The following is a 25,693-nucleotide window of genomic DNA, read 5'->3' as shown; positions in this document are numbered from 1 at the left end:
ACACCGCCATGTCCACAGTGGTCATGACCTCTCCCGGCCTGCGCAACGAGGTCGAGGACCATTACGTGTCCTACGCCCTGACGATGGACGACAAGCGCCCCAACGCCTGGGTCGACCTGTTCCTCGACACCGGTCTGTACGCGGTCGGCACGCACAACAACGTCTCGACGACCGGCATGTGGTGGTACACCGACCGGGGCCTCGGCGCACTGAAGGAGCGCGCCGCCTACATGAACGGCTATCTGCGCCACAACCCGACCCGGACCCTGCACACCGTCACCAACGTGCGCGCCCGGGAGACCGAGGACGGCCGGATCAAGGCCGAGGCGTACGTCGTCCTGTACATCGCCGACCGCGTCGAACCGTCCCGCTTCCACGTCTGCGGCCGCTACGACGACATCCTCACGCGGACGGCCGGCGGGCTGCGCTTCGTCGAGCACCGCGTCGTCCTCGACGCCGAGACCATGCCCGGCAACATGGGCGTCCTGCTCTGATGCCGCTGCGGCAGGAGCGGGGCGGGAAGGCCCGGGTGGCGCGCGTCGAGGTGGACCTGACCCGCTGCGCCGGGTACGGCCACTGCGTGGACGCCGCTCCCGCGGTCTTCCGGATGAGCGACGTCGCGGAGGTCGCCGAGGTGCTGCTTCCCGAGCCCGGACCCGAACTGGCCGACTCCGTACGCGAAGCGGCGCGGGTCTGCCCGGCCAACGCCGTGTTCCTGTTCAAGGACCGGTCGCCGGGCCCGGACGGGGTCACGCCGGACGGGGTGGAGCCGGGCGGAGACGAGCCGGGCGGAGGCGGGCCGGCCACTTGAGCGGGTGACGTCACGTCGTGCCCGATGGCACCCTCACGGGGCCATCGGGCACTCGTGTGCCGTCAGCAGTGTCCGACCACCCGGTTCAGCCAGGCCGCGGCCGCCGTCCGGAGGACCCCGGTGTTCGGCGCCAGGTTCAGGCCGTGCCCGGCGTTCGGGAGCAGGAGGACGTCGAAGCTGGGCGCGGAGCTCCAGAACGGCGCCTCCTGGGCGCGCAGGGCCGCCGCCGACGTGCAGTCCTCGTAGCCGGCACCGCACATCAGCGGGTCGTGGTCGCCGAGGGCGAACATGACCGGGACATTGATCGCCTTGCTGACCGAGGGATCGGTGATGAGCGGGTCGCTCGCCTCCATGAAGACGTCGACGTCCTTGGTGAGTTCGTCCATGAGGAGCACGCCCGGGTCCATCGGCTGGTCGGCGTAGAAGACGGTCGCCCGGCTGCCCGGCCTGGTGGTGGCGTAGCCGGCGTCGTACGGGTACCGGCCCCCGGTCACCGGGTCGGTGTTCGGGTCCTGCCCGTTCGCGATGATCGCCTGCGTGCCCGCCGGGTTGTTGTAGTGGCCCAGGGCGGTGACCAGCAGCGCGTCGACGTCGTGGTACGTCGACGCCTCGATCTCCGACACCGCGGAACCGAGGGAGTAGCCGGCCAGCACCACCTTGTGGAAGCCGGTGCCCCCTATTCGGCCGGCCCGCAGGTCCTGTACGACCTTGTGGATGTGTCCGGCCTCGACGGCCAGGGTCAGCTGGGAGCTCGGCGGGACGGTGCTGTTGCCGGTGCCGAGCCGGTCGACGACGAAGGTGGCGTACCCGGCCCGGTTCAGCATCCGGCTGAACGAGTAGGTGTCCGGCTCGTACGGGAAGTCCCAGTAGTTGTGGTTGTAGGTCGCGCCGTGCACCATCGTCACCACGGTGCTCGGCGAGGACCCGGCCGGACGGCACAGCTCGCCCCACAGCCGGCCGGTGCCCGAGCCCAGCGGGACGTCGACGGTGGTGGCCTGGCAGACCGGGGTGGTGAGGTCGGTGGCGGGAGCGGAACCCGCGACGCCGACCGACAGGAGCGTCGCCGCGGCGCACACCGCCGCGAGGCGCCGTAATGCGGAAACGGTCCGATTCTTCATCACGTTCGTCCTCACTTCGTCGAATCTGTCGCGACTGGTGGCCGGGCACCGATCGGATCGATCGGGCCATTTCCGTTATCGCTGTCCCGTATTCGGAGAAATGGAGGGGGCGCCCGGAATTCCGGATCCGGTGGCGTCCGGTGGCGTGGCTCGGCGCCGGCGCGAAATCCCCGTCGTGCTGCGCGGAACCGCGTGCGAGCAGGAACGGGTAAAGGGGCCGCGCGCGCGTTGATCCCCCCTGGGTCAGCCGCGATCGGGCAGGTGATACTGCGCGAGCATAACCGCCCGATGTCGTACCGGTACACCCTTCCCCGCGACCGTTGTCCGGCCGCCGGGAACGCGCTGACTTTCCGTCAACAGGAGGCGAGTGGTTCGGCCACGCCGCCGCCGACGAGAATCCGCGCATGGTTCCGAGCCCACGCCCAGGGGGGTGGGCTCGGTCGGCCGTAGAGTACGTGCCCGTGACCCACACCGCCGACCCCGCCGGCGCCCGACCGGCCGTCCTGCTCGCCGATGTCCGCGACTCCGCCGAGCGCCTCGCGGCCGACCTGGGTGGCCTGACCGACCGGCAGGCCCGTGAACCGTCCGCGCTGCCCGGCTGGAGCCGCGCCCACGTCATCACCCACCTCGCGCGCAGCGCCGACGTGTACCGCTGGCTGCTGACGCTCGCCCGCACCGGCACCGAGCCCGGCCCGCGGGCCGACGCGGCCGCGCTGGACCGCGCGCTGCGCGAAGGGGCCGAGCGCGGTGCGGCCGACCTCGTCACGGACCTGCGGCGCAGTCTGGACGGGCTGTTCGACGAGGCGGCGGCGATGCCGGTCGAGCGCTGGCCCGCGCTGGTGCCGGCCCTCGCGGGGTGGCGCCACCCCGCCTGGTTCACCCTCCACCGGGCCCGGCGCGAACTCGAGACCCACCACGTCGACCTCAACCTCGGCCGCACCAGCGCCGATTGGCCCACCGGCTACGTCACCTGGGCGCTCGACACGACCGCCGCCACCCTGGCCGCGCGGGACTTCCCCGTCGCCCGGCTGGAAGCCACCGACCTCGGCCGCACCTGGACCCTCGCCGCCACCGGCCCCGCCGTCAGCGGCCCCGGGCATGTCCTGCTCGCCTGGCTCGCCGGCCGCGGCCCGGCCCCGGAGACCCCCGCTGGCGGCCCGCTGCCGACCCCGCCGGCGTGGCCGCTGCCGCCGGTGCCCGGCTGGGGCTGAGAGCGGGGCCGGCTCGGGGGGTGCTTCGAGGCCGCCGGTCGGCTGTACACCGGCAGCGCGGTTTCGTACACCGGCGGTCCCTCCTCGTACACCGGCGGTCCCTCCTCGTACACCGGCGGTCCCTCCTCGTACGCCGGCGGTCCTTCCTCGTACACGGCGGTCCCTCCGAGTACACCTCGACGTCGGGCGGTGACAGCTGGGAGAAGGTCGACCGGGCCGACCCACCGTCGGCCGTCCGTCACCCACCGGGGAGGTGGCGGACGGCGGCGGCCCGGGCGCAGAATCCGGTGGCATGACCTCACGCGGCACGACCCGACGTCCGACACTGGTTGTCGTCAGCGGCCCGCCCGGGGCGGGCAAGACCACACTGGCGCACGCCCTGGCGGACGCGCTCGGCTGGCCGGTGGTCTGCCGGGACGAGCTCAAGGAGCGCATGGCCGCAGGTGGCGCCGATCCCGGCAAAGCCGCTGATTCCAGGAACGTCGCTGATCCCGGGAACGACCTGGACCTGAGGACGCTGGAGGCGTTCTTCCGCGCGATCGGTGCACTCCTCGCGGCCGGGACGAGCCTGGTGGCGGAGGCGGCCTTCCAGGACCGCCTGTGGCGACTGGGCCTGGAGCCGCTCGCCGACCTGGCCGGCATCCGCGTCGTGCGCTGCGTCGTCGACCCGGAGCTCGCCCGCCGGCGCATCGCGCGCCGTGCCGCCGACCTGCCCTCGCGGGCCGTGCACGCGGACGCCGCACTCCTGCGCCGCATCGAGGCGGGGGAGCGGCCGATCGAGTCGTGGGCGCCGATCGCGCTCGACGTCCCCTGCCTGCTCGTGGACACCGCCGACGGCTGGCAGCCGTCCCTCGCGCGGATCGTCGCGTTCGCCACGGGGGACGCGTAGCCGCCCGGCGAGGTTGCCCGGCGGCGGGGTTACCCTCTCGGCGGTATGGACGCGTCGGAAGCCACCGCACCGCAACCGCCGGAGAGCTCGGCGGGTCCGGCGGGTTCGACGGTCCTCGCGGGTCCGACGGTTCTCACGGGCCTCACGGGCCTCGTCCGGCTGCTGGACCGGGGCGGTGCGGTCGTGCTCAGCGGCGCCGGACTGTCCACCGAGTCCGGCATCCCCGACTACCGCGGCGCCACCGGCCGCCGCCGCACCGGCACCCCGATGACCTACCAGGAGTTCATCGGCAGCGAGGCCGCTCGGCGCCGCTACTGGGCCCGCAGCCACACCGGCTGGCCCGCCTTCGCCCGGGCCCGGCCCAACGCCGGCCACCGCGCGGTGGAACGGCTGCGCCGCTCGGGTCACGTCGCGGCGGTCATCACCCAGAACGTCGACGGCCTCCACCGCGCGGCCGGCACCCGCGAGGCCGTGGAACTGCACGGCGGCCTCGACCGGGTGGTCTGCCTCGACTGTCGGCGCACCAGCTCCCGGGCCGAACTCGACCAGCGCCTGGACGAGTTGAACCGGGGCTTCCGCCGCCCCGGCGCCACGCTGCGCCCGGACGGCGACGCGCAGCTGCCGCAGGAGCTGGTGGAGGGATTCCGCGTGGCGCCCTGCGCGGACTGCGGCGGCGTGCTCAAGCCGGACGTGGTCTTCTTCGGCGAGAACGTGCCCGCCGCCCGGGTCGACCACTGCTACGAACTGGTCGACACCGCACGCTCGTTGGTGGTCCTCGGCTCCTCGCTCGCGGTCCTGTCGGGCCTGCGCTTCGTGCGGCGCGCCGCCCGTGCGCAGCTGCCCGTCGCCATCGTCAACCATGGCCCCACCCGTGGCGACGACCTCGCCGAGCTGCGCCTCGACCTCGCCCTCGGCCCGGCCATGACCGAGGCCGCCCGACTCCTGGGCGCTGCCTGACCCGGTCGGCGCCCAGGAGTCGGGCGGCCTCGTCAGCCCGCCGGCTGCCAGGGCCGCCCGGGCACCCACAGCGGTACGGGTCCGCCGCGCGGCATGGCGCGTGCCGCGTCCTCCTCCAGCCACCGGCACACCCGCTCCGGATCGGCATCGCACAGCTCCACCAGCGCGGCCGCGGCGATCCGGGTGCAGCCCAGTACCAGCGCGAGGGTGTCCTGGCGGCGGTGCCGCTCCCGTACGTACGCCTCGATCCGCTCGTCCATGCGTTCCGCGCTGCGCCTGCCGTGGTACGGCGCGTCGGGTTCGTCCGGCCCGTCCGGTTCGTCCCCGGTGGCCAGGGCCTGGACGCCGTGCCAGACCAGGGTCAGCGCGCAGGGCTCGGCCGGGTGTGACACGTCGTCCCGCCGCGCCTGCTCGCGGGCCTCCGCCGACCGCTGCCCCAGCCATTCCAGGGCCGTCGGCTCGTCCCCCGCGCAGGACTCGACGACCAGCTTCGCCGCTCGTTCGGCGACCGCCCGCAGCACTGCCGTGGCCGGCGCCCGTAGCCCGGGCGCCGCCGGGTCGCCGAACGCCAGCCAGGCGTCCGCGAAGGAGGCCGCCCGCAGGCCGCCCACCCAGGTCGGTGCCACGCCCGCCGTGCCCAGCCACTCCTGCGCGCCCAGTCGGACCAGTCCGACGGCGACCAGGTACGCCGCGTCCCCGTCGAGCCCTGACAGTCGTCCGTTGCGCATCACACACACCACCCCCACCAGCGGTCATCACCCCGTGACGGCACATCCCATCACACCGGGACGGGAACGAACTAGACAGGGCCACGTCACAAAATGGGGTCGGTGCGGACCGCCGGGACGCGCCCGACCGTGCGGGCGGGGCGACCGACCGGGGGATGTAGCCGTGGACGCGACGGTCGATCGGGGGTGACGCGCGGTCAGGGGTGTTCTGCTGGCGGGCAGGCGACCGTCGCCGCCCCGTCGATCAAGTCGATCAAGTGATCAAGGAGAGACCATGTCCCGCCTGCTCCGGCCAGCCCGCCGCTCGCCCGGCTCGCCCGGCTCGCCCCGAACGTCCCGCACACCCCGCACGGGCAGGGCCGCCGGCCTCGTCCCCGCGGCCTGCGCCGCCCTCGCCCTGCTGGCCGCGACCCCGGCCGTTGCCGTCGCGCCGCCGCTGTCCGACCCCCGGATCGTCGCCCACTTCGACCTGGCCCGGGGGCAGCAACCCGAGAACATCGCCCTCGAGCCGGACGGCTCCGCCGACCTCACCCTCTCCTTCGCCCGGCAGATCGGCCGGGTCGACACCGGCGGCCACCTCACCGTCCTCGCCACCCTGCCCGCCCCCGCGAACCCCGCCACCCCGCTCATCGGCGCCGCGATCGTCACCGGCATCGCCCGCGCCCACGACGGCACCCTCTACTTCGGCTACGCCACCGGCACCGACGACCTACAGGGCATTTGGCGGCTCTGCCCCGGCGGCACCCCCGAGCGGATCGCCGCGCTGCCCGTGACCGGTTTCCCCAACGGCCTCGCCCTCGACGAGCACACCGGCCGCCTCTACACCGCCGACTCGGCGCTCGGCGTCGTCTACGCGATCCCGGCGGACGGCGGCCCCGCCACCACCTGGTCCGACGACGCCCTGCTGAAGCCCGTGACCGCGTTCGGCGCCAACGGCCTCAAGGTGCACCGCGGTGCCGTCTGGGTGGGCAACACCGACACCGGCGACCTGCTGCGCATCCCCATCGGCGACGACGGCGCGGCCCGGCCCGCGGAGGTCCGGGCGAGCGGGCTCGCGGGCATCGACGACTTCGCCTTCACCGGGCGTGGCGACGCCCTGATCGCGGCCCTGAACGGGACCAGCGAGGCGGTGTACGTCGCGGCGGACGGCAGCCACCACACCGTCCTCACCGCCGCCGACGGCGTGTCCAACCCGACCTCGGTGGCCGTGCGCGGCGGGACGGTCTACGTCCCGAGCGCGGCGTACTTCACCCGCACCGACCCCAACCTGCTGCTCGCCGACCTGCGGCACTGACCGGCCGGCCTACCGGCCTACCGGCCCACCGGCCAGCCGAGCGGCCGAGCGGCCGGACGCCCGCCGCCGCACCCGCGTGCGGCGGCGGGCGGTGTCACGCCGGCAGTCAGGTGGCATCCGGGGCCGCGGCTCCGGCGCGCTCGGCATCGAGGCGGGCGTGGGCGTCGGCCCAGGGGATCGGGAGCTGCTCGACGGGCGTCGGCCAGAAGGTGAAGGTGGCCTGCTTCGTGGTGTCGCGCAGGCCCCTCATGACCGAGCGGTGGGGCTCGGCGGCCGCGAACGCGTTGAGGGCCTCGCGGCTCTCCCAGGCGGACAGCGTGTAGAAGGTCCGCCGCAGCGGCCGGGCGATCAGGGAGGCGCCGAGGGCGCCGGGCGCGCGGCGCAGCTGTCGCCAGACGGCCAGCGACTTGACGAAGAAGCGCGGCACGTCGGCGAGCGACCGCACCTCGAAGCGGGAGGCCATGACGACCGCCGAGGTGCCGGGGGTGGCCGGGTTCGGGGTGATCCAGGGCAGCGTGGGCATGGCTGACACTCCTCGTCGGGGAAACGGCGTCCGGGACGGCGCGGGGACGGCGCGGGGACGGCGCGGGGACGGCGCCGTATTGGGTAGTGGCACTATCTATGTTAGACAGTGCTGGTATCCAATTGCCAGACCCAGCGAGAAGGAAAGCGGGAGCAGTGCGCATCTCCGAACTGAGCCGCCGCAGCGGGGTCCCCACCGCGACGATCAAGTACTACCTGCGCGAGGGGCTGCTGCAGCCCGGCCGCGCCACCGCCGCCACCCAGGCCGACTACGACGAGACCCACCTGCGCCGCCTGCGCCTGGTCCGCGCACTGATCGGCGTCCGGGGCCTCAGCGTCAGCGCCACCAAGGAGGTCCTCGGCGCGGTCGCCGCCCACGCCGGAGAACGCCACCAGGTCCTCGGACTGGTCCTCGGCGCCCGCCCGGTCGACGACGACACCGAACCGGCCCCCGTACCCGGCGGCGCCGAAGTCGAAGCCCTGATCGGCGAACTCGGCTGGCAGGTCTCCGAACACGCTCCCTCCCGCGCCGTCCTCGGCGAGACCCTCGAGACCCTCCGCTCCCTCGGTGAGGAGATCTCCCACGACGCCCTCCTCGGCTACGCCGCCCTCGCCGAGCGCACCGCCGTCCTCGACCTCGACCAGCTCGATCCGCACGCCGACCCCGTCGACCAGGCCGAGAGCGCCCTCCTCCGCACCGTCCTGCTCGAACCCGCCCTCCTCGCCCTGCGCCGCCTGGCCCAGGAACACGAGTCCGCCCGCCGCAACACCTGAGCCCGCGGGCGCGGGGACGGCCCGGCTGCCCTCCCCCCGGCCCGGGCCGGTTGCGGCGCTTCGTCCTGGCCCCGGCCGCGGTCGTCCGTAGGTCGGGCCGGGGCCGGCGGCGTGCCAGGCGATCGCGCGGGGGCCGGGGGTCGTACCGTCGGGCCATGCTCATCGGCCTGCTGTCCGCCCTTCTGGCCGCGCTGCTCACCGGGTCGGCCACCGTGCTGCAGGCGGTCGGCGCCCGGCGTGCCGCCGGCGCGGGCTCACCGGCGGGGGAGGCCGCCGCGTTGGCCGGGGCGCTGCGCGAGTGGCCGTTCCTGGTGGGCGTGGGGATGGACATGTGCGGCTTCGCCGCCGAACTCGTCGCCCTGGAGCGGCTGCCGCTCTACGTGGTCGAGGCGGCGCTGGCCTCCGCGCTCGCCGTGACGGCCGTCGGGGCGGCCCGCGTGCTGCGGGTGCGGCTGCGGCGCAGCGAGTGGGCCGGGGTGGTGGCGGTCTGCGCGGGGCTGTTGCTGCTGGCGCTCACCGCCGGGCGGGACGGCCACGGCACGGGCGACGACGCGCTGCGGCTGGGGGTGTTGCTGGTCGCGGTGGCCCTGCTCGGCGCGGGCTGGGCGGCAGTGCGGTACGGCGGTGCCCGTCGGGCCCCGCTGCTGGGGTTGGTGGCGGGCCTGCAGTTCGGGGTGGTCGGGGTGGCGGTGCGGGTGCTGCCGGAACCACGGCTGCCGCAGCTGCTGGCCGAACCCTCGGCGTACGCGGTCGCGGTGGCGGGGATCGGCGGGTTCGCCGCGCTGACCTGGGCGATGCAGCACGGATCGGTGACCTCCGCGACGGCCGCGATGGTGCTGGGGGAGACGCTCGGCCCGGCCCTGGTCGGGGTGCTCGCCCTCGGCGACCGCACCCGGCACGACCTGACCCCGGTCGCCGTCCTCGGCTTCCTGGCCGCCGTGGTCGGCGCCCTGACCCTGGCCCGCTTCGGCGACGCCGAACAGCCCGCCGCCGCCGGCTGAGGACGGGCCCAGGAGGCGGCGGCCCGCCGGGGGACGGCCACGCCCAGGACGCTTGGCGTCGAGCGGTGGTTCGGCAACGGCGGGCGAGCGGACACCGCTCGCTGAGCAGGTCGGCGAGCGGTGGCGCGTCAGTTGTCGTCGGCTGCCGCGTCGCTGTCGGCTTGGGCGGCCGCGCTCTCGGCAGCGTCGAGCTTGTGCTGCATGTCCTGGACCTGGCCGGTGTCCGCGGCTCCGGGAGCCGGGTGCCCGGTGGGGCCGCAGGCGGTGAGGAGGGCGACCCCGGCGAGGAGCAGGGCGGCGAGGACGGCGGGCGGGCGGCGGGTCACTTGGAGGCGCCCTGGTTGTGGGCGGTGCACCAGGTGGCGACGGAACTGAGGTCGTTCTGCCGGGTCTGCAGGGTGGTGACCAGGTTCTTGCGGGCGGTGAGGCGGTCGTTGAGGAGCGTCTCGATCTCGGTGTGGCCGGCGGCCTTGGCGTTGCCGGCCCGCTGCTGCAGGCGGGCGACCGACCCGGACACGGTGGCGTCGCCGTTCAGCCGGGTGAGCGCCTTGGTGACACGCTGCTCGGTCTTCGGCAGTCGCTTGCAGATGGCCTTCGCGCCGTCGCCCGTGGGCGTGGACCCGGCGGACGGGGCGGCGGAGGGCGAGCCGGCCGCACCGTCCGCCTGGGCGGGGACGGTGGCGAGCAGCGAGCCGGCGAGGGCGAGCGCGCCGAGGGCGGCGGCCCGGCGGCTGACGACCCTGCGGCGGACGGACGTGCGGTTGGCGGACATGGGCGTCCCTTTCTGCCGTGGACGGTGTCGGAACCGGGCCGGTGGGTGCGGGCCCGGTCCGGCCCGGTTGCCGGGAGCGTAGGACGGCTTCTTGTGGATTCCCTGTGGAACGCAGAGCTGTGGAAGGCGGAGCTGCGCAACGGCGAGCTGCGCAACGGCGAGTCGCGGAACGGAGAGCTGTGGAGCGCGAGCCGGAGGCCGGCGCTCGGTGCTCAGCGTTCCTCGCCCGCGATCCAGTCCCGCCGCGCCGGGAGCCGGAGGGTCGGCGCGTCGGCGTCGGGCAGCGGCAGGCGGACCTCCACCCGGCACCCGGTTCCGCCGGGCGGCTCGGTGATCCGGACGGTGCCCCGGTGCAGCGCGGCCTGCTGGGCGACGAGGGTGAGCCCGAGCCCCGAGCCGGGGCTGTCGCGTCGGCGGTGGAAGCGGTGGAAGACCGCCTCGCGTTCGCCCGGCGCGACACCGGGCCCGGTGTCGTCGACGGTGAGCAGCGCGACCCCACCGGCCGGGGCGAGCCGGACCGTCACCCGGGCCGGTTCGGTCCGTGCCGTCCCGCCGCGCCCGTGCACGGCGGCGTTGACCAGCAGGTTGACGAGCATGATCCGCAGTCCGGGCTCCCACCCGAACACCCTGAGTTCCGGCGGGAGTTCGACGGTGATGTCGGCCGCGGGGTGCCGGCGCCGGGCGTCGGCGGCGGCCGCGTCGGCGAGTTCGGCGAGGTCGACCGGGCCGAAGGAGTCGACCTCGACGAGGTCGCCGCGCGCGAGCGTGCCGAGCGCGGTGAGCAGGTCCAGCAGCCGTGCGTGGTCGTCGCGCAACTCGGCGACGATCTCCGCCCGTTCGCCGGGCGGGAGGTCCTGGTGGGCGGCCAGCACGTCCAGGTTGGTGCGCAGGCTCATCAGCGGTGTCCGCAGCTCGTGCGAGGCGGCGGACGAGAACGAGCGTGCGGTCTCCAGGGCTTGGGCGGTGCGCAGCGCCTGCTCGTCGTAGCGGGAGAGCAACAGGGCCAGGGCGGTGGCGAGTTCGTCCACCTCGGCGGTGCCGCTGCGCTCCGCCGCGAAGGGGGTGCCGCGCTCGGTGCCGGGGGACGGCGGGGCCGCCGGGTCGAGTTCCGCGGCGCGGCGGCTGAGCCGGCGCAGCGGTGCGGTGGCGCGCTCGGCGAGGGCGAAGCCGATCAGGGCGGAGAGCGGTGCGGCGACCGCCGCCACGAGCAGGACCCGGCGGCGTACCGCCGCCGTCTGGCTGCCGGCCAGGCCGCCGGGCTCGGTGACCCAGAGCGTGCCGCTGCCGCCGTTCGCCCCGCTGCCGGCGACGTGGACGGTGAGCACCCGCCAGGCCGCGCCGTGGTCGCGGACGGTGGTCGGCCCGCCCGGTGCGGCGGGGAAGGCCTGGTCGTCAGCGGGCTGCGGCCCGACCGACAGCAGCACCGTGCCGTCCTCGGCGGTGACCCGCACGCCCGAGTCCAGGGCGGCGTCCAGCACCTTGCGCTGTTGGTTCTGCTCGACCTTGGGACGGCCCCGGGTGTCGGCCGCCACCAGCGCGCGCACGCTCGGCAGGACGGCGGACGCCCGGTCGGCCAGCCGGGCGTCCTGCTGGTGCCGCAGGTCCCGGCCGACCAGCGGCAGCAGGAGCAGCCCGGCCAGCACCACCAGCAGCGGCACCACGGCGGCGGCCCACAGGGCGATCCGGGTGGAGAGTCTCACGGCGGCCGCTACCCGTTCCCGCCGGGCAGCCGCAGCACGAAGCCCACGCCCCGGACGGTGTGGATCAGCCGGGGCCGGCCGTCGGCCTCCAGCTTGCGCCGCAGGTAGCTGACGAAGGTGTCCACGGCGTCGCTGCGCACCTCGAAGTCGTACCCCCAGACCCGTTCCAGCAGCAGCTCGCGGGAGAGCACGATGCCGGTGTTCCTGGCGAGTTGCGTGAGCAGCTCGAACTCCCGCCGGGTGAGCCGCAGTTCACGGCCGTCGAGGTGGGCCTGTCGGGTCGCCGGGTCGATCGCCAGCGGTCCCGCCAGGACGCGGTCGGTGGGCTGCGGCGGGCGGCGGCGCAGCAGGGCGCGCAGCCGCAGCACCAACTCCTCCAGGGCGAACGGCTTCACCAGGTAGTCGTCCGCCCCGGCTTGAAGGCCTGCCACCCGGTCGGCTGGTTCGTCCAGCGCCGAGAGCATCAGGACCGGGAGGTCGTCGCCCCGGGCGCGCAGGGTCCGGCAGACCTCGGCGCCGCTGATTCCGGGCATCGAGACGTCGAGCACCAGGACGTCCGTCGCGGCCGGCGGCAGGGCGTCCGGGGTGGCGGGCAGCAGACGGGCGAGCGCCGTCTCGCCGTCCTCGGCCAGCGCGACGGTGAACCCGCTCAGCCGCAGGCCGCGTTCCAGGGTGCGCCGGATCGCCGCGTCGTCGTCCACCACCAGGACCCGGCCGCCGCCGGGGCCGTCCGCGCCCGCGGGCCCGTTCCCGTGCATCGGCTTCTCCTCGTGTTCGGGCCGCCGACTCTCTCACACCATCGTTCTCCGGCCGCCGCAGGGGGTGCCGTGAAGGCGCCGCGGGGGATGTCGTGAAGGGTCGGTGCATACAGGACGGGGATCGGGGCACGCGGACAGCACGGGCCGCCGCCGGGCGTGGCGGGGCCCGGGAGACGAGGAGGAACGATGGGAAGGATCGAGGAGTCGGTCGAGGTGTCGGCCCCGCTCGACACGGTGTACGAGCAGTGGGTGCGGTGCGAGGAGTTCCCGCGGTTCATGCGCGGCGTGGTGAGCGTCGACCGGGACGGTCCCGGCAGCAGCGCCTGGGTCGTGCGGACCGCGGGCGGCCGGCGCGAGTTCGAGGCCGTGACCACGGAGGTGGTCGAGGGCGAGCGGGTGGCCTGGGACGGCGGGGACGGGCCGGTGCGGCACTCCGGGGTGGTGACCTTCCACCACGTGGACGACCGGACCACCCGGGTCATGCTCCAGCTGGAGCTCGAACCGCACGGGCTCTGGGAGCATTTGGCCGAGGCGCTCGGCTTCGTCGACCGCCGGGTCATCGACGACCTGGGCGACTTCAAGCGCCACGTCGAGGAGGCGACGGGACCGCTGGACCGCTGAGCCACCGTCAGAGTAGCTGTGGCGCAACCGACATGCGGACGGGTTGGCCTCTCCGCCCACCGGAACGGCAGACTCACAGCGGCAGACGCCGCGGACGACCGCGCACCTCCGAACGAGCACCAGCGACCGCGCACCGCCGAACGAGCACCAGCGAACTCCCTAGGAAGAACTCCCGAGAAAGGGGACCCGCTCGATGGAAAGTCTCACCACCCGGATCGCCATGCGGCTGATGACCGGCGACGAACACAGCCGGGACCTGGACGTCGCCTGGTCCTACCGGCCCGACGACCCCTACGCGATAGACCTCGACTTCAGCGACTTCCAGGCCAACGCGGTGTGGACGATCTCACGCGACCTGCTGACGGCCGGTATCCACACGCCCGTGGGCGAGGGCGACGTCCACGTCGCGCCGTTCGACGACACCCGGCTGCTCATCGCGCTCGCCGGCAACGAAGGCGTCGCCCTGCTCGCGACCTCCGCCGCGGAGGTCGACCGGTTCGTCGCCGCCACCACCGAACTCGTCCCGGCCGGCTCGGAGCACACCCGGATCGACTGGGGTGGCGGTCTGGAGGACCTGCTGGCCTCCTGACCACCTTGCCGTCAGTCCGTCGTGAGCCGGTCGATGAGGGTGAGGGCGTCCTCGACGGAGCCGGCCGGGTCGACGACCGGGTAGAGCACGCCCCGTACGGTGCGGGTGGCATCGAGGACGAGGGTGAGCCGCTTGAGCCGGTCGACGCCGGCGGCCCGGAAGGTGGGCAGGCGCAGCGTGGCGGCCAGCTGCAGGTCGGCGTCGGAGAGCAGCGGGAACGGGATGCGTGCGTGCTCGGCGAACGCGGCCAGCTGGTCCGGGCGTTGGGTGCTGACGCCGTAGACGTGGGCGTCGCGGGCGGCGAACTCGGCCATCCGGTCGCGGTAGGTGCTGGACTCCAGGGTGCAGCCGGCGGCGCCCGGGATGGTGCCCCAGCCGGGCGGGTAGTCCTGGCCGCCGGGCGGGTACGCGCCGGGGTAGCAGTAGAGCACCGTCCACGCGGAGCCGGCCGCGACCGGGTCGGTGCGGTGGCCGGCGGCGGAGGTGAGCTCCAGTGGCGGCAGCCGGTGGCCGGTGAGGGCGTGTGCGCGGCGGGTCTCGGCGGAGTCGGGGGTGCTGGTGGCGGAGAGTGAGCCGTCGCCCAGGACGTAGCGCCCGCCCCAGTCCTGCAGGGCGACCAGGACGGGAAGCAGGCCGCGGCCGGTCTCGGTCAGGTGGTACTCGTAGCGCGGCGGGTGCGGGTGGTAGAGCCGCTTCTCCAGCACTCCGTCCTCGACCAGCGCCTTGAGCCGTTCGGTGAGGACGCGGCGGCTGATGCCCAGGGCGGTGCGCAGGCCGTCGAAGTGGTGGGTGCCCCCGGCGATGTCCCTGATCAGCAGGAGGGTCCAGGTGTCGCCGACCACCGTCAGGGCCTGGGAGATCGCGCAGTCGGGGTCCGCTGCTTCGGTGTGCCGCATGAGTATCGATTATAGTGAGTTCCAAAATGAGACTCACTCGTCGGAGCGGCCCGGCCGGACCGGCGCACGGGGGCCGCCGCGCCAGGTGCGGCGTGCGGAAGGGGTGGACGTGACGACGCGGACAGCGGTCCCGGCGGGGCGCGGGGCGGAACCGGAGGCCGGGCGCGAGGCGAAGCACGACGACGGGGCGGGGGTGTTCTGGCGCTACTGGAGCGCCTCCACCGTCAGCTGGTTCGGGGACGAGGTCACCCGGGTGGCGCTGCCGCTGATCGCCGTGGTCGCCCTGCACGCGACGGCACTGCAGGTCGGCCTGATCACGGCGGCGGGCTACGTCGCCTGGCTGCTGGTCGGCCTGCCCGCCGGCGTCCTGGTCTACCGGCTGCCGCTGCGCGGCACCCAGGTGGCGATGGACCTGATCCGCGGGGTGGCCGTCGCCTCGGTGCCGCTGGCGGCGGCGTTCGGGGTGCTCGGGCTGCCGCAGCTGGTGGTGGTGGCGCTGGTGATCGGCCTCGCGAGCGTGGTCTTCGACGTCGGCAACTCCACCTTCCTGCCCTCGATCGTCGCCAAGGAGCAGCTGACCGCCCGCAACAGCCTGCTCTCCGGCACCGCCGCCGCGAGCGAGCTGGCCGGGCCCTCGCTCGGCGGAGTGCTGGTCCAACTCCTGGGCGGCGCGGCCTCGATGGTGCTGGACGCGGTCAGCTACCTGGTCTCGGCCGTCCTGCTGCGCAGCCTGCCCCGGGCGGAGCAGCCCGCCGGACGGACGCCCGGCGTCGGCCTGCGCGAGCAGATCCGCGAGGGCTGGCGCTACGTCACCCGGCACCCGGTGATCAGGCCGTGCGTCGCCGACGTCACCGCGATCAACTTCGTCTGCGGCGGCCTGATGACCCTCACCCCCGTGTTCCTGGTCCGCACCCTCGGCGCGCCGGCCGCCGCCGTCGGCGCCCTGATGGCCACCGGCGGCCTCGGCAGCCTGCTCGGCGCCGCCGTCACGCCCCGCCTGGTAGCCCGGATCGGCAGCGGCGGCGCCCTGCGGTGGGCGGCCCTGGCCGTCGCCCTCTTCGCCTTCCTCCTCCCGGCGGCCGGGTCCGGCTGGGCGACCCTGGTCTTCGCCGTCGGCAACGCCGGCTTCTCGGCGGGCGTCGTGGTCTCCAGCATCGTCACCCGTACCCACCGCCAGACCCAGACCCCGCCCGAACTGCTCCCCCGGGTGATGGCCACCGTCCGCTTCGTCTCCTGGGGCGCGATCCCCGTCGGCGCCCTCGCCGCCGGCGCCGCCTCCACCGCCTGGGGCCCCCGCACCGCCCTGCTGCTCCTGGCCGCCGCCAGCCTCGCCGGCCCCGCGATCCTCCTGGCCGGCCCGATCCGCCGCCTCCGCGACCTCGCCTGACCGGGGCCGCAGCGCAGGGAAGGGGGCGGCTGGGGGCGGGGGCGGCTGGGGGACAGGGGTCTCCAGCCGCCCCCGGCTGCCTCGGCTCGTGCGGCGGTGCGGCGCCTCGTCCGCCTCGCCGTGCGCCGCACGGCGGAGGGCTGACGGTTGGTCAGCCCGCGTCGCCCCGCAGGTGCGCCAGTACGGCGAGGACGCGGCGGTTGCCCTCCGCCGGGTCGAGGTCCAGCTTCATGAAGATGTTGCTGGAGTGCTTGACCACCGACGCCTCGGTGACGCTCAACCGGGCCGCGATCGACTGGTTGTTGTAGCCCTCGGCCATCACTGCGAGCACCTCGCGCTCGCGCGGGGTGAGCCGGCTCAGCGGCCGCGCCGCGGCATGCTGGGTCAGCAGCACCCGCACCACCTCGGGGTCGATGACGGTCTGCCCGTCGGCGACCCGGCGCAGCGTGTCCAGGAACTCGGAGACCTCGCCGACCCGGTCCTTCAGCACGTAGCCGAGGCCGCCCCTGTCCTGCCCGTCGCCACCGAGCAGTCGGGTCGCGTACGCCGTCGCCACGTACTGGGAGAGCACCAGGACGGGCAGCCGCTCGTGCCGGGCCCGCAGTTCGAGGGCCGCTCTGAGCCCCTCGTCGCGGAAGCCGGGCGGCATCCGGACGTCGGTGATGACGATGTCCGGCCGGTGCTCGTCCACGGCTTCGGCGAGGGCCTGCGCGTCGCCGACCGCGGCGACCACCTGGTGGCCGCTGCGGCCGAGGATCTCGGTCAGGCCCGCCCTGAGCAGGACGGCGTCTTCGGCAAGGACTACGCGGAGCACGGGACCTCCACCCGGAGTCGGGTCGGACCGCCGACGGGGCTGGAGACCAGCAGCCGCCCCCGCAGGATCGCCAGGCGGTCCGCGAGACCGGACAGGCCGGTGCCGGCGGCCGGATCCGCCCCGCCCCGCCCGTCGTCGGTGATCAGCAGGATCAGCCGATCGTCCACCAACGTACCGGTGATCCCGATCCGGGAGGCACCGGAGTGCTTGGCCGCGTTGGCCAGCGCCTCCGTCACCGTGAAGTACGCCGTCGCCTCCACCAGGGGCGGCAGCCGGCGCGGCAGGTCGATCGCGGCCTCCACCGGGATCGGCGAACGCTGCGCCACCTCCGCCACCGCGGCGGCCAGCCCGTGGTCGGTCAGCACCTGGGGATGGATGCCCCGCACCAGGTCGCGCAGCTGGTCCAGGGCCCGGCGGGCCTCGCCGCGACCCCGGGCGACCAGCGCGGCCGCCTCCGGGTTCTCCTCCCTCAGCTCCAGCTCGGCGAGCCCCAAGGTCATGGTGAGCGCCACCAGTTGCTGCTGGGCTCCGTCGTGCAGGTCCCGTTCGATCCGGCGCCGCTCGGCCTCGAAGGCGTCGGCGAGCCGGGCCCGGGAGCGGGTCAGCTCGATCACCCGGCGGTTCGCCGGGTCCTTGCGCGGGGCCAGCAGGATCCAGGCCGTCCACACCTGGCCCGCCGTCAGCCAGCCCGCCGCGTACGCCGACAGCGCCACCCCCGCGACACCGGCGAGGCTGAACGGCAGCGCGGTCAGCGGATCGGGGATCGCCTGACCCGGGATGATCATCACGGTCTCCGGGGCCAGCGCCCACACCGCCACCGGGGTCGCCACCAGGACGCAGGAGAACGCCAGCAGCGCGATCACGCCCAGCCCGGCCCCGGCGAAGACGATCGCGAGCAGGGCCGCGTACCCCAACTCCCGCCAGGTGGAACGCTCCGACAACCGGTGCCACAGCCGGTGTCGCAGCCGGCGCCGGAGCCCGTCCGCCGGCACCGGCGTGTGCGGGTCCGCCGGCCGCACCGGCTGCACCAGCCGCAGCCGACGCCGCTCCACCCTGGCCACCGGGATGCCCAGCAACGGGATGCAGGCCAGCACCAGCAGGCCCACACCCACCACCGACAGCAGGATCCCGACCGACACCAGCGCGACCAGGGCCAGCAGCAGCCCCAGTCCGAACAGCGCGCCGCCCAGCAGGTGCAGCCAGCACCGCAGCGGCCAGACCGAGAACAGGAAGTCCGCCGGCCGCCGCCCGAGCGCCTGCCGGACGGCGATGTCCGGCACCGCCGTCCCGTCCGAAACCGCCGTCCCGTCCGAAACCGCCGTCCCGTCGGGAACTGCCGTCCCGTCGGCCTCGTCCGTGAGGGACATCTGGTGCCTTTCCGTCCGATGATCATCAAGAACCCTAGCCCGGACGACCGGCCCCCGTCGGTAGGGAAAACCCACCCCTCTACCCTCCGCACAGGTCCACTACGCCCCCGCACCCCGGCAGCTGCACTGGTGTTCACCCGGTCGCCGCCGCGGCCGCCGACCAGGCGTACTACCTGGACGGCGATCACCACCGCGCTCGCCGCGGGCGTCGCCGCCGTCCTGGTCGCCGCCGGTCTCGGCGCCTACCGGGCGGCACTGTCCGCCGCGTACCGGCAGGCCGCCCTCGAGGCGCCGTGGGGCGTGCCGGCCGGGCTCGTCCTCGCCTGCCTCGCGGTGGGCGCCGCGGTGGCACTGGCGGCCACCGGGAGACTGCTGAACCAGGGCGGGATCTCGGCGAACCGCGCGCGAATAGCCGGAGCCGACCGCCGAATCCTCGTCGCGATGTCGGACCTTGACGTCGACCCACCCACCCACCCACCTCACGCCTTCTCCCTCTCCCAGGCCATCCCCACCTTCCACCCGGGCCGGCCGTGGTCGGGGAAACCCGACCACGGAGTCTCGACCTACCTGTCATGACCGTGCACCCCCGTCCGGCTGGAATGGACGGGTGCCGAAACGACTGGTGGGAGCCTCGATGAAGACAACCCGGCCCGGAGCCAAGGACGTTGCGCCGACCGGCGGGAGTGCCGGACGGGGCGCGCTCGGGACCGCCGGTTGGCTCGGCGCGGCGGGATTCGCGGCCGCCCTCGCCGCCCTCTCCACCCTGGCGCCGCACCGCGTCTGGGGCTGGTGCGCCGCCGTCGGCTACCTGGGGGCGGCGCTCGCCGGCCGGCTGCCGGCCCGGCCGCGCCGCGCGCTGTCCGCCGGCGCGGGTTTCTCCCTCGGCTCGGCGCTGCCCGTCGGCTCGGTGCTGTCCCTCGGCTCGGCGCTGGCCGGCGCCGTCCTGGTGCCGTTCACCGTCCTGCTGGCGACCGGTCAGGCCCAGAGCGAGGTCCTGGTGATCGAGCGTTCCGCCGCGACCCTGCCGCACAGCGGCACCCCCTACCTGGCCGACCCGCGGGCCGTGACGGACTACAACCCGTACCTGCCGGGCATGACGCTGTTCGGCATGCCCGCCCGGCTGTTCGGCGACGGCTCCGCCCCCGCCCGACTGGCCGGCGACCCCCGGCTGTGGTGCGCCGCCGCCCTGCTGGCCTGTCTGGTCGCCGCGCACTCGGTGCTGCGGTGCGGCGCGACCCCGGGCGCCTGCGCCCGCCCCCTCGACGCCGGGCACGCGATCGCCGTCCTGGTCGCCTCCCCGCTGGTCGCGCTGCCGCTGTGCGTCAGCGGCGTCGACCTGCCGCTGACCGGGCTGCTCGCCCTCGCGCTCGCCCTCGCCGCCCGCCACCGGCCGGTCGCGGCCGGACTCGCCCTCGCCGCCGCCTGCTCCCTCAAGTGGACCGCCCTGCCCGCGGTCGCGGTCGCCGTCGCGCTGCTGGCGACCGGCCCGGGCCTCTTCGCCGCCGGCCCCTTCGGCGCCGACCGCCGTGCCGCCGGCCTCTTCGCCCCTGGCCGCCGTGCCGCCGTCCGGTGCATCGTGGTCTGGGCGGGCGGCACGCTCACCCTGGTCCTGCCCGCGTTGCTGGCCGCACCCGGCCCGCTGGTCGAGCACGTGCTCCGCTTCCCGACCGGGCGGGGCGCCGTCCCCACGCCCGCCACCAGTCCGATGCCCGGCCGGCTGCTCGCCGACCTGGGGCAGGCCGGCTGGTACACGGCCGTCCTGCTGCTGGTGTGCGGCGGAGCGGCCGTGGCCGTCTCGCTCGTGGTCCGGCCGCCCCGGGGCCTGGTCGCCGCCGCCGACCGGCTGGCCGCCGGCCTGTGCCTCGCCTTCCTCCTGGCCCCCGCCGGGCGGTTCGGCTACTTCGCCCTGCCGCTGCTCCTCGTCCTGTGGGCCCGGCTCGCCACCGACCGGCCCCTCGGGCACCGGTCGCCGAGCAGCCGTCCCGTCCGACCGAGCCCGCCCGTACCACCACGACGACCTGTTCACCGCATGGCGCCCCCCGCGCCCGCGCCTCCCGCGTCCGCGTCCCCCACGTCCGCCGGGAGCCCGAGAAAGGCAGCAGCCTTGACCATGCAAGCATCGTCCGACCCTGGCCACGTGGCAGGCCCAGGACCTCGACTTCGAAACGGCCAAGGTCAACGACGACCTCATCAACGCCTGGAAGCAGCACCAGTCGGTGGGGATTCTGCACGCCCGCGACACCTTCTTCGGCTTCCACCTGGACGGTGACCGCCCCGGTCCGGCGCCAGGGGATCGTGCGGCGGGAGCGGGGCCTGTCGCTCACGGCCGGCCTGTGCGAGGTGCCCCGGCCGCGGAAGCGCGGCCGGGGCTGAGGGACGCCGGTCGGTGCGTTCGGCAGGTGCTCCCCGCTCCGGCCGTCAGCTCCGCCTCGGACGGTCAGACGCCGAGGATCTTCGCCTTCTGGGCGGCGAACTCGGCTTCGGTCAGCACTCCCTGCTCCTTGAGGGCGGCGAGCTTCTGGAGCCGGTCGAGCGTGTCGTCGGTGCTGCTGGGGGCCGCAGCCGGCGGTGGTTCCTGGTAGGTGGCGGCCGGTGCGGCCGGCGCGTCCTGCTGGGCCCACCGGCCGGCTTGCCTCCGCGAGACGCGGTTGGAGACGGCCGTCGCCGTTCCGGCGACCACGGCGGTGCGGGCCACTCCTCGAAGCAGTCCGGGCATCGGATCCTCCTTTTTCGATGGTGCGGGATGTGCGGGATGTGCGGGGTCAGGCCGGGCCGTCGGTGGCCTCGACGGCTTCCAGCGCCGCCAGCACGGACTGGACCGGGATCCGGCCGCCGGCGACGAACTGGGCACCGGCGCGGCGCAGGGCGGCTGCCAGGGGAGCGGCCCACAGGTTCTCGTAGACGAGGACGGCGGCTGAGCTCCCGGGCTCCAGGGCCTTCGCCGCCTCGCTGATGTCGTCGTCGCCCAGCAGCCCCGACGAGGCGCCTTCGAACACCGTGAGGTCGAGCTGTCCGTCGCCGTCCAGGTCGGCGACCTCCAGTGCGGTGAAGGAGCCGTCCGACTCCTTCTTGACGAAGGTCAGGTCCAGGATCCGGATGATGCCCCGGTCGACCAGGTCGAGGAGCAGGGGCATGCCCTCACCGGTCAGGCGGGTACCGGGGAACTCGACGATCAGGTAGTCGATCGGGCCGAGTTCGTCGGTTGCGTCGGCGGGAGAAGTACTCATGGCAACTCCTTTGAAAGGGAGGGTTGTTGAGTGTGGCGCGGGATCGCTACGGCGTGTCCCGGACTGTGGTCCGGTCCGTTCGGGCCGCGTGGTCGACGACATCGCGGCCTCACGGGGCCCGGCCGGGACGCGTACCGGCGGAGCGGGCGGACGCGCCGCCGCTGATCCTGGTGGCGGGCAGCCGGCCGGTGAACGCGAAGCTGCTCAGCGTGATCCCGGCGGCGGCCAGGACCGCGACCTTCAGGCCGTCGAGCTGGGCGGCCCGGTATGCCGTGACCACCGCGTCCGCCTCGTCCGGCGGGATCGACGTCTGGGCGAGGGCGGCGGCGGCCTGGTCGGCGGGGACGAACTGGAGGCCCGATTCCATGGTGATTCCGGCCTGTTGGCGCACCGTGTCCGAGACCGCCGGGTCCTTGGCCAGCGCGGCCGTGAAGGCGCTCGCCAGGGCGCCGATCAGGATGGAGCCGATCAGCGCGGTGCCCAGGGACGAGCCGAGGTTCTGGGCGGTGTACTGCAGTCCGCCGACCTCGCTGCGATCGGCCTCGCCGACGCTCGACTGCACCACGTTGCCCAGCTGGGACGCGAGCAGGCCCATGCCGAGCCCCAGGAGTGCCATCGACAGCGCGAAGGAGAGGTCGTCGAGTTCGGGCTTGATCGTGCCGAGCAGCCACAGCGTCGCAGCGAACAGCACCAGCAGGCCGGCCCGCACCACGGTGCGCGGGGACGCGAACCTGCCCAGCAGGGGACCGCTCATCGCCGCGACGAGCATCGTGACCGACACGGGCAACAGCCTCAGTCCGGTCTCGAAGGCGTCCAGACCCTGGACTACCTGGAGATAGAGCGGAATGGCGAAGAACAGGCCAAGCAGGATGGTGTTCTGACTGAACAGCATGAACAGGCCCGAGCGCAGGCTCGGGATGCCGAACAGGCCGAACCGCACCAGCGGCTCCGCCCGGCGTACCTCCCAGGCGTGGAAGAGGACGAGCAGGGCCATGCCCAGTGCGATGACGAAGACCGTGGGGGAGAACCCGAACACCGTGAAAGGAGGGTTGCGGGGACGGAGCCACCCCCAGGAACTGCTCTGCAGGACGGCGAGCACCACCAGGGCCAGTCCCGCGACCGACAGGACCACGCCGCCGAGGTCCAGCCGCGGCCGCTGCTCCGGCACGGGCTGCGGCTTGATCCACCGCATGAGGAGCAGGATGACCACGACGAGTACGACCTCGCCCGCGAACACCAGGCGCCAGGTCAGGTAGGTGGTCACCCACCCGCCGAGCAGGGGGCCCACGGCGATCCCCGCGCCGGCGAGGCCTCCGATGACCCCGTAGGCGATGGCCCGGTCTCGGCCCCGATAGGTGCCGGCCACCAGGGCGGCGAGCGCTGGGAGGACCAGGGCGGCCCCGAGGCCCTCGATGATGGACCAGCCGAGTGCCAGCACCCACAGCGTGGGCGCGACGGCGGTCAGCGCCGATCCGACGCCGTAGACGACGAGCCCGATGCCGAACACACGGCGGCGCCCGAACATGTCGCCGAGCTTCCCACCGGTGATCATGAAGGCGGCCATGACCAGCGTGTAGAGGGTGATGACCGCCTGGATCGCCGTGACCTCGGTGTCGAAGTCGCTGACCAGTTGGCTGATCGACACGTTCATCACCGAGGCGTCCAGCACCATGAGGAACTGCGCCAGACCGAGGATGTACAGCGGCTTCCACCGGTCGGCCGCGCCTTCGGGAGGCGGCCCGGCCGACTCGGCGTGGCGCGGCCCGTTCACACCCCGGCCCGTGCGGTGATCCGGCCGTCGGCGATCGCGGCGGTGAGCGCGGCGTGGTCGGAGCGGGTCTGCTCGGCGTACGCGAGCGCGAAGTCGGCGACGGCCCGTTCGAAGGCGTCGCCGGCACCCAGGTAGGCGGCGACGGCGACGCGGTCCCCGGTGCGGGCGTGGCCGCGTGCGAGAGTGCGGCCGCACAGGTCGGCGTACTGCTCCAGGAGGGACCGGGGCATGCCGTCGATCACGGCGGAGCCCTTCATGTCCCGCAGTTGCCGCCAGTAGAAGTCGCGGCCCGCCGGGCCGGTGGCCCAGCCCAGGAAGATGTCACTGGCGGCCTGGAGCCTGCGTTGTCCGTCGACCACCCGCCGCCCCTGGTGCCGGTGGAGGCTGGGCGGGAGGTGCGGCTCCAGCACCGAGCGTTCCGCCTCCTTCACCTGGAGGACGAGCGGCTCGCCGGTGAGTCGTCCCCGGAAGAGGCCGATGTAACAGCGCGTGCCCACGCTGCCCACGCCGACCACCTTGCGGGCGGCGTCGACCAGCTCGAAGCGGTCCAGGAGCGCCGCCCGCTCGTCGGGGAGGGTGGCACGGTAGTCCTGCAGGATCTGCTGGAGGCGGGGCACGTCCTGCGGGTCCACCGGTTCGAGCAGCGGCGGGTCGTGGACGATGCGGGGCTCTCCGTCCGGGCCCGGCTCGGTGAGCTTGGCCAGGGCTTGCAGGCTGGTGCGCCCGCGTGCCTTCGCCAGGTTGCCTTCGACGCGCTTGCGGTACTTCGACTCCCGGATCTGCGGCAGGAGGTCGGCGGTGTCGACCCGCTCGTACCAGACGTCGAGCTCACCGAGTCCCGCGAGCCGTCGCATGGCGATCCGGTACGCCCGGGCGGATGCCAAGGCCGCGGCCCACGCGGACGCGTCCGGTTCGTCGTTCTCGCGCGCGGCCACGGCGACACTGGCGGCCAGGCGTTTGACGTCCCACTCGAACGGGCCCGGGAGGGTCTCGTCGAAGTCGTTGAGGTCGAACAGCAGGGCGCGCTCGGGCGAGGCGAAGAGACCGAAGTTGCACAGGTGCGCGTCCCCGCAGAGCTGGACGGTGAGCCCGGTGTTCGGGGAGGCGGCGAGGTCCGCGGCCAGGACGGCGGGCGCGCCGCGCAGGAAGGCGAACCGGGACGCGGCCATGCGGCCGTACCGGATCGGGACCAGCTCCGGGACGCGGGAGGCGGCCTGCTGCTCCAGGATTTCGACGGGGTCGGGTCGCTCCGGTGCAGGGGCCCAGCTCCCGAGGGCCGAGCGTGGCAGGCGCTTGCGAGCCTGCCGCCCCGCTGCGACGGAGTCGGTGGTCATCGGTTCCATCTGGCCAGTGTCGCCGCGCACCGGCCGAGCCGGGCGCCCGAGGCGGCCGATCGGGTGCATGCTCCGGTCGTTGCGGGCGTCATCACCGCGGCTGCGGGCCGGTCGGGTGCACGACCGCCTTGGTGCTCTCGACGACGCGCGCGATGGTGTGCGCCATCACGCCGGCGATGACGAACACGCTGCTGATGAGGATCCAGCCGTCCCGCTCGTTGACGCTGGTGCCGGCGGCGGGAGCGGCGCGGTCCGACTCGGACGCACGCTGGGGAGCGGGGCGCACCATGTCCTTGGTGATTGCGACGACGCCCGACAAGGCGTGCGCGACCGCGCCGGCGACGAGCGCCGAGGAACCGAGGACGAGCCAGTCGACACGTCCGAGCTCGGTGGAGCCGGGCGCGACGGTGAGAGGTGATATCCGGTGGTGGATGCCGGGCATCGGTCTCGCCTCCTTCGGTGAGTGCGATGGATGGAACGATCCTCCCTTCCGACGTTCGCAGAAGACGGCCGGGGCGCCATGGGCCGTTCGGCCCATACATCGTGGGTCGGACGGCAGTGGGACCGTGTGTGACGGTGACGCTCCCGAGCGGAGTCAAGTTCCTCACAGGTAAAGGCCGTTCGGGCCGTTGATGCGGTCCGGTCGGCCCACGACCGGTTGACAGGCCCGGTCCTACGGTGGACGTAGGGCCACCGTTCCGAGGCCTTTCCATCAGCCGAGCTTCCGGGGCGATCGTGATGAGAGACGACGACCTACTCCGCACCAGGGCCGGGATGTCCCGGGACACCGCGTCGGTGTCGTTGGAAGGCGAACTCGACATAGCGACGACGGCGCTCGTGGGCGATGCCGTCGCCCGGGCCCTCGCGGCTCGTCCGCATCGGCTGGACCTCGACGTCGAGGGCCTCACCTTCTGCGACGCGGCCGGTGTGCGAGCCCTCCTCCAGGCCCGCCGGGTCTGCCACCTCCACCACGCGGAGTTCCGTCTCATCGGCATCCGGCCGGGGTTCCAGCGCATCCTCGCCCTGCTCCGGGTCGCCGATCTCCTGTCGGCTCCACCGGCGCCGGTCCGGAGCCCGGCGGCCGCCCTCTCCCCGGAGCCCCTCTGAACCGGCTTCTCCTCTCTCCCGTCTCCCGCTTCCCGTCTCCTGTTC

At 74.3% G+C, this 25,693-nt stretch carries 29 protein-coding genes; 14 read left to right on the top strand and 15 right to left on the bottom strand.

Annotated elements, in window-relative coordinates; translation table 11 throughout:
• Nucleotides 1-8: 8 nt before the first annotated feature.
• Nucleotides 9-494 carry an aromatic-ring-hydroxylating dioxygenase subunit beta gene (locus tag ACZ52J_RS31080; protein WP_465623479.1) on the top strand — a complete coding sequence of 162 codons (486 nt, stop codon included), beginning with the start codon at nucleotides 9-11 and terminating at the stop codon, nucleotides 492-494.
• Entirely contained in the window at nucleotides 494-811 is a 318-nt protein-coding gene (locus tag ACZ52J_RS31075; RefSeq protein WP_465623478.1) for a ferredoxin, read from the top strand. The genes ACZ52J_RS31080 and ACZ52J_RS31075 overlap by 1 nt, the downstream gene beginning before the upstream one ends.
• A gap of 62 nt (nucleotides 812-873) precedes the next feature.
• On the opposite strand, the gene ACZ52J_RS31070 is transcribed toward ACZ52J_RS31075, so the two are convergent.
• Nucleotides 874-1,929, bottom strand: coding sequence for an alpha/beta hydrolase (locus ACZ52J_RS31070; protein WP_465623476.1), 1,056 nt, complete (start codon nucleotides 1,927-1,929; stop codon nucleotides 874-876).
• A 461-nt stretch (nucleotides 1,930-2,390) separates the two neighbouring features.
• Here ACZ52J_RS31070 and ACZ52J_RS31065 point away from each other — a divergent pair, with 461 nt between their 5' ends.
• From ACZ52J_RS31065 to ACZ52J_RS31055, 3 genes are all read left to right on the top strand, one after another.
• On the top strand, nucleotides 2,391-3,140 hold the full coding sequence (locus tag ACZ52J_RS31065) for a maleylpyruvate isomerase family mycothiol-dependent enzyme (RefSeq protein ID WP_465623474.1): 750 nt from the start codon (nucleotides 2,391-2,393) through the stop codon (nucleotides 3,138-3,140).
• A 292-nt stretch (nucleotides 3,141-3,432) separates the two neighbouring features.
• On the top strand, nucleotides 3,433-4,029 hold the full coding sequence (locus ACZ52J_RS31060; protein WP_465623472.1) for a P-loop nucleotide/nucleoside kinase family protein: 597 nt from the start codon (nucleotides 3,433-3,435) through the stop codon (nucleotides 4,027-4,029).
• Nucleotides 4,030-4,074: 45 nt separating this feature from the next.
• Nucleotides 4,075-4,986, top strand: coding sequence for an NAD-dependent protein deacetylase (locus ACZ52J_RS31055; protein WP_465623471.1), 912 nt, complete (start codon nucleotides 4,075-4,077; stop codon nucleotides 4,984-4,986).
• Nucleotides 4,987-5,018: 32 nt separating this feature from the next.
• Here the strand turns inward: ACZ52J_RS31055 and ACZ52J_RS31050 are convergent, their stop codons facing one another.
• Nucleotides 5,019-5,714, bottom strand: a complete 696-nt coding sequence (locus ACZ52J_RS31050) for a hypothetical protein (protein WP_465623469.1) — start codon at nucleotides 5,712-5,714, stop codon at nucleotides 5,019-5,021.
• A gap of 274 nt (nucleotides 5,715-5,988) precedes the next feature.
• Between ACZ52J_RS31050 and ACZ52J_RS31045 the strand changes: the two genes are divergently transcribed.
• Nucleotides 5,989-7,008, top strand: a complete 1,020-nt coding sequence (locus ACZ52J_RS31045) for an NHL repeat-containing protein (RefSeq protein WP_465623468.1) — start codon at nucleotides 5,989-5,991, stop codon at nucleotides 7,006-7,008.
• A 106-nt stretch (nucleotides 7,009-7,114) separates the two neighbouring features.
• On the opposite strand, the gene ACZ52J_RS31040 is transcribed toward ACZ52J_RS31045, so the two are convergent.
• Nucleotides 7,115-7,531 (bottom strand): DUF3291 domain-containing protein, encoded by a 417-nt coding sequence (locus ACZ52J_RS31040; protein WP_465623466.1) that lies wholly within the window; start codon nucleotides 7,529-7,531, stop codon nucleotides 7,115-7,117.
• Nucleotides 7,532-7,686: 155 nt separating this feature from the next.
• Between ACZ52J_RS31040 and ACZ52J_RS31035 the strand changes: the two genes are divergently transcribed.
• On the top strand, nucleotides 7,687-8,304 hold the full coding sequence (locus ACZ52J_RS31035) for a MerR family transcriptional regulator (protein ID WP_465623464.1): 618 nt from the start codon (nucleotides 7,687-7,689) through the stop codon (nucleotides 8,302-8,304).
• A gap of 155 nt (nucleotides 8,305-8,459) precedes the next feature.
• Nucleotides 8,460-9,305 (top strand): hypothetical protein, encoded by an 846-nt coding sequence (locus ACZ52J_RS31030; protein ID WP_465623463.1) that lies wholly within the window; start codon nucleotides 8,460-8,462, stop codon nucleotides 9,303-9,305.
• Between the two features lie 128 nt (nucleotides 9,306-9,433).
• On the opposite strand, the gene ACZ52J_RS31025 is transcribed toward ACZ52J_RS31030, so the two are convergent.
• From ACZ52J_RS31025 to ACZ52J_RS31010, 4 genes are all read right to left on the bottom strand, one after another.
• Nucleotides 9,434-9,631, bottom strand: coding sequence for a hypothetical protein (locus ACZ52J_RS31025; RefSeq protein WP_465623461.1), 198 nt, complete (start codon nucleotides 9,629-9,631; stop codon nucleotides 9,434-9,436).
• Entirely contained in the window at nucleotides 9,628-10,077 is a 450-nt protein-coding gene (locus tag ACZ52J_RS31020; RefSeq protein WP_465623460.1) for a hypothetical protein, read from the bottom strand. Before ACZ52J_RS31020 ends, ACZ52J_RS31025 begins: the two co-directional genes overlap by 4 nt.
• A 212-nt stretch (nucleotides 10,078-10,289) precedes the next feature.
• A complete protein-coding gene (locus ACZ52J_RS31015) occupies nucleotides 10,290-11,777 on the bottom strand; it encodes a sensor histidine kinase (protein WP_465623458.1) in 1,488 nt (495 codons plus the stop codon).
• Nucleotides 11,778-11,785: 8 nt separating this feature from the next.
• Nucleotides 11,786-12,535: a response regulator transcription factor gene (locus ACZ52J_RS31010; RefSeq protein WP_465623457.1), complete on the bottom strand. Its 750-nt coding sequence runs from the start codon at nucleotides 12,533-12,535 to the stop codon at nucleotides 11,786-11,788.
• 186 nt (nucleotides 12,536-12,721) lie between these two features.
• Here ACZ52J_RS31010 and ACZ52J_RS31005 point away from each other — a divergent pair, with 186 nt between their 5' ends.
• Together ACZ52J_RS31005 and ACZ52J_RS31000 are read left to right on the top strand one after the other, a co-directional pair.
• Nucleotides 12,722-13,156: an SRPBCC family protein gene (locus tag ACZ52J_RS31005; RefSeq protein ID WP_465623456.1), complete on the top strand. Its 435-nt coding sequence runs from the start codon at nucleotides 12,722-12,724 to the stop codon at nucleotides 13,154-13,156.
• A 193-nt stretch (nucleotides 13,157-13,349) separates the two neighbouring features.
• Entirely contained in the window at nucleotides 13,350-13,745 is a 396-nt protein-coding gene (locus tag ACZ52J_RS31000; protein ID WP_465623455.1) for an SsgA family sporulation/cell division regulator, read from the top strand.
• Nucleotides 13,746-13,756: 11 nt separating this feature from the next.
• On the opposite strand, the gene ACZ52J_RS30995 is transcribed toward ACZ52J_RS31000, so the two are convergent.
• Entirely contained in the window at nucleotides 13,757-14,641 is an 885-nt protein-coding gene (locus ACZ52J_RS30995; protein WP_465623453.1) for a winged helix-turn-helix transcriptional regulator, read from the bottom strand.
• Nucleotides 14,642-14,750: 109 nt separating this feature from the next.
• Here ACZ52J_RS30995 and ACZ52J_RS30990 point away from each other — a divergent pair, with 109 nt between their 5' ends.
• Nucleotides 14,751-16,028: an MFS transporter gene (locus ACZ52J_RS30990; RefSeq protein ID WP_465623451.1), complete on the top strand. Its 1,278-nt coding sequence runs from the start codon at nucleotides 14,751-14,753 to the stop codon at nucleotides 16,026-16,028.
• A gap of 151 nt (nucleotides 16,029-16,179) precedes the next feature.
• Here the strand turns inward: ACZ52J_RS30990 and ACZ52J_RS30985 are convergent, their stop codons facing one another.
• Both ACZ52J_RS30985 and ACZ52J_RS30980 read right to left on the bottom strand, forming a co-directional pair.
• Nucleotides 16,180-16,842, bottom strand: coding sequence for a response regulator (locus ACZ52J_RS30985; RefSeq protein WP_465623449.1), 663 nt, complete (start codon nucleotides 16,840-16,842; stop codon nucleotides 16,180-16,182).
• Nucleotides 16,830-18,209: a sensor histidine kinase gene (locus tag ACZ52J_RS30980; protein ID WP_465623447.1), complete on the bottom strand. Its 1,380-nt coding sequence runs from the start codon at nucleotides 18,207-18,209 to the stop codon at nucleotides 16,830-16,832. Before ACZ52J_RS30980 ends, ACZ52J_RS30985 begins: the two co-directional genes overlap by 13 nt.
• Nucleotides 18,210-18,338: 129 nt before the next feature.
• Between ACZ52J_RS30980 and ACZ52J_RS30975 the strand changes: the two genes are divergently transcribed.
• Together ACZ52J_RS30975 and ACZ52J_RS30970 are read left to right on the top strand one after the other, a co-directional pair.
• Nucleotides 18,339-18,785 carry a hypothetical protein gene (locus tag ACZ52J_RS30975; protein ID WP_465623446.1) on the top strand — a complete coding sequence of 149 codons (447 nt, stop codon included), beginning with the start codon at nucleotides 18,339-18,341 and terminating at the stop codon, nucleotides 18,783-18,785.
• A 58-nt stretch (nucleotides 18,786-18,843) separates the two neighbouring features.
• Nucleotides 18,844-20,478 carry a hypothetical protein gene (locus tag ACZ52J_RS30970; RefSeq protein ID WP_465623444.1) on the top strand — a complete coding sequence of 545 codons (1,635 nt, stop codon included), beginning with the start codon at nucleotides 18,844-18,846 and terminating at the stop codon, nucleotides 20,476-20,478.
• A 168-nt stretch (nucleotides 20,479-20,646) separates the two neighbouring features.
• Here the strand turns inward: ACZ52J_RS30970 and ACZ52J_RS30965 are convergent, their stop codons facing one another.
• The 5 genes from ACZ52J_RS30965 to ACZ52J_RS30945 all read right to left on the bottom strand — a co-directional run bounded on the left by ACZ52J_RS30965 (nucleotide 20,647) and on the right by ACZ52J_RS30945 (nucleotide 24,983).
• Entirely contained in the window at nucleotides 20,647-20,925 is a 279-nt protein-coding gene (locus ACZ52J_RS30965) for an SHOCT domain-containing protein (RefSeq protein ID WP_465623442.1), read from the bottom strand.
• Nucleotides 20,926-20,971: 46 nt separating this feature from the next.
• Nucleotides 20,972-21,436: a DUF6325 family protein gene (locus tag ACZ52J_RS30960; RefSeq protein ID WP_465623441.1), complete on the bottom strand. Its 465-nt coding sequence runs from the start codon at nucleotides 21,434-21,436 to the stop codon at nucleotides 20,972-20,974.
• 109 nt (nucleotides 21,437-21,545) lie between these two features.
• Nucleotides 21,546-23,108, bottom strand: a complete 1,563-nt coding sequence (locus ACZ52J_RS30955; RefSeq protein WP_465623561.1) for an MFS transporter — start codon at nucleotides 23,106-23,108, stop codon at nucleotides 21,546-21,548.
• A gap of 95 nt (nucleotides 23,109-23,203) precedes the next feature.
• A complete protein-coding gene (locus ACZ52J_RS30950) occupies nucleotides 23,204-24,541 on the bottom strand; it encodes a DUF2252 domain-containing protein (RefSeq protein ID WP_465623560.1) in 1,338 nt (445 codons plus the stop codon).
• Nucleotides 24,542-24,632: 91 nt separating this feature from the next.
• Entirely contained in the window at nucleotides 24,633-24,983 is a 351-nt protein-coding gene (locus tag ACZ52J_RS30945; RefSeq protein WP_465623440.1) for a hypothetical protein, read from the bottom strand.
• Nucleotides 24,984-25,279: 296 nt separating this feature from the next.
• Between ACZ52J_RS30945 and ACZ52J_RS30940 the strand changes: the two genes are divergently transcribed.
• Nucleotides 25,280-25,648 carry an STAS domain-containing protein gene (locus tag ACZ52J_RS30940; protein WP_465623438.1) on the top strand — a complete coding sequence of 123 codons (369 nt, stop codon included), beginning with the start codon at nucleotides 25,280-25,282 and terminating at the stop codon, nucleotides 25,646-25,648.
• Nucleotides 25,649-25,693 lie beyond the last annotated feature (45 nt).

The organism is Kitasatospora sp. NPDC034035 (assembly GCF_055575755.1).
The sequence above is the reverse complement of the archived record's forward strand: the minus strand, read 5'-3'. Positions and strand labels throughout refer to the sequence as shown.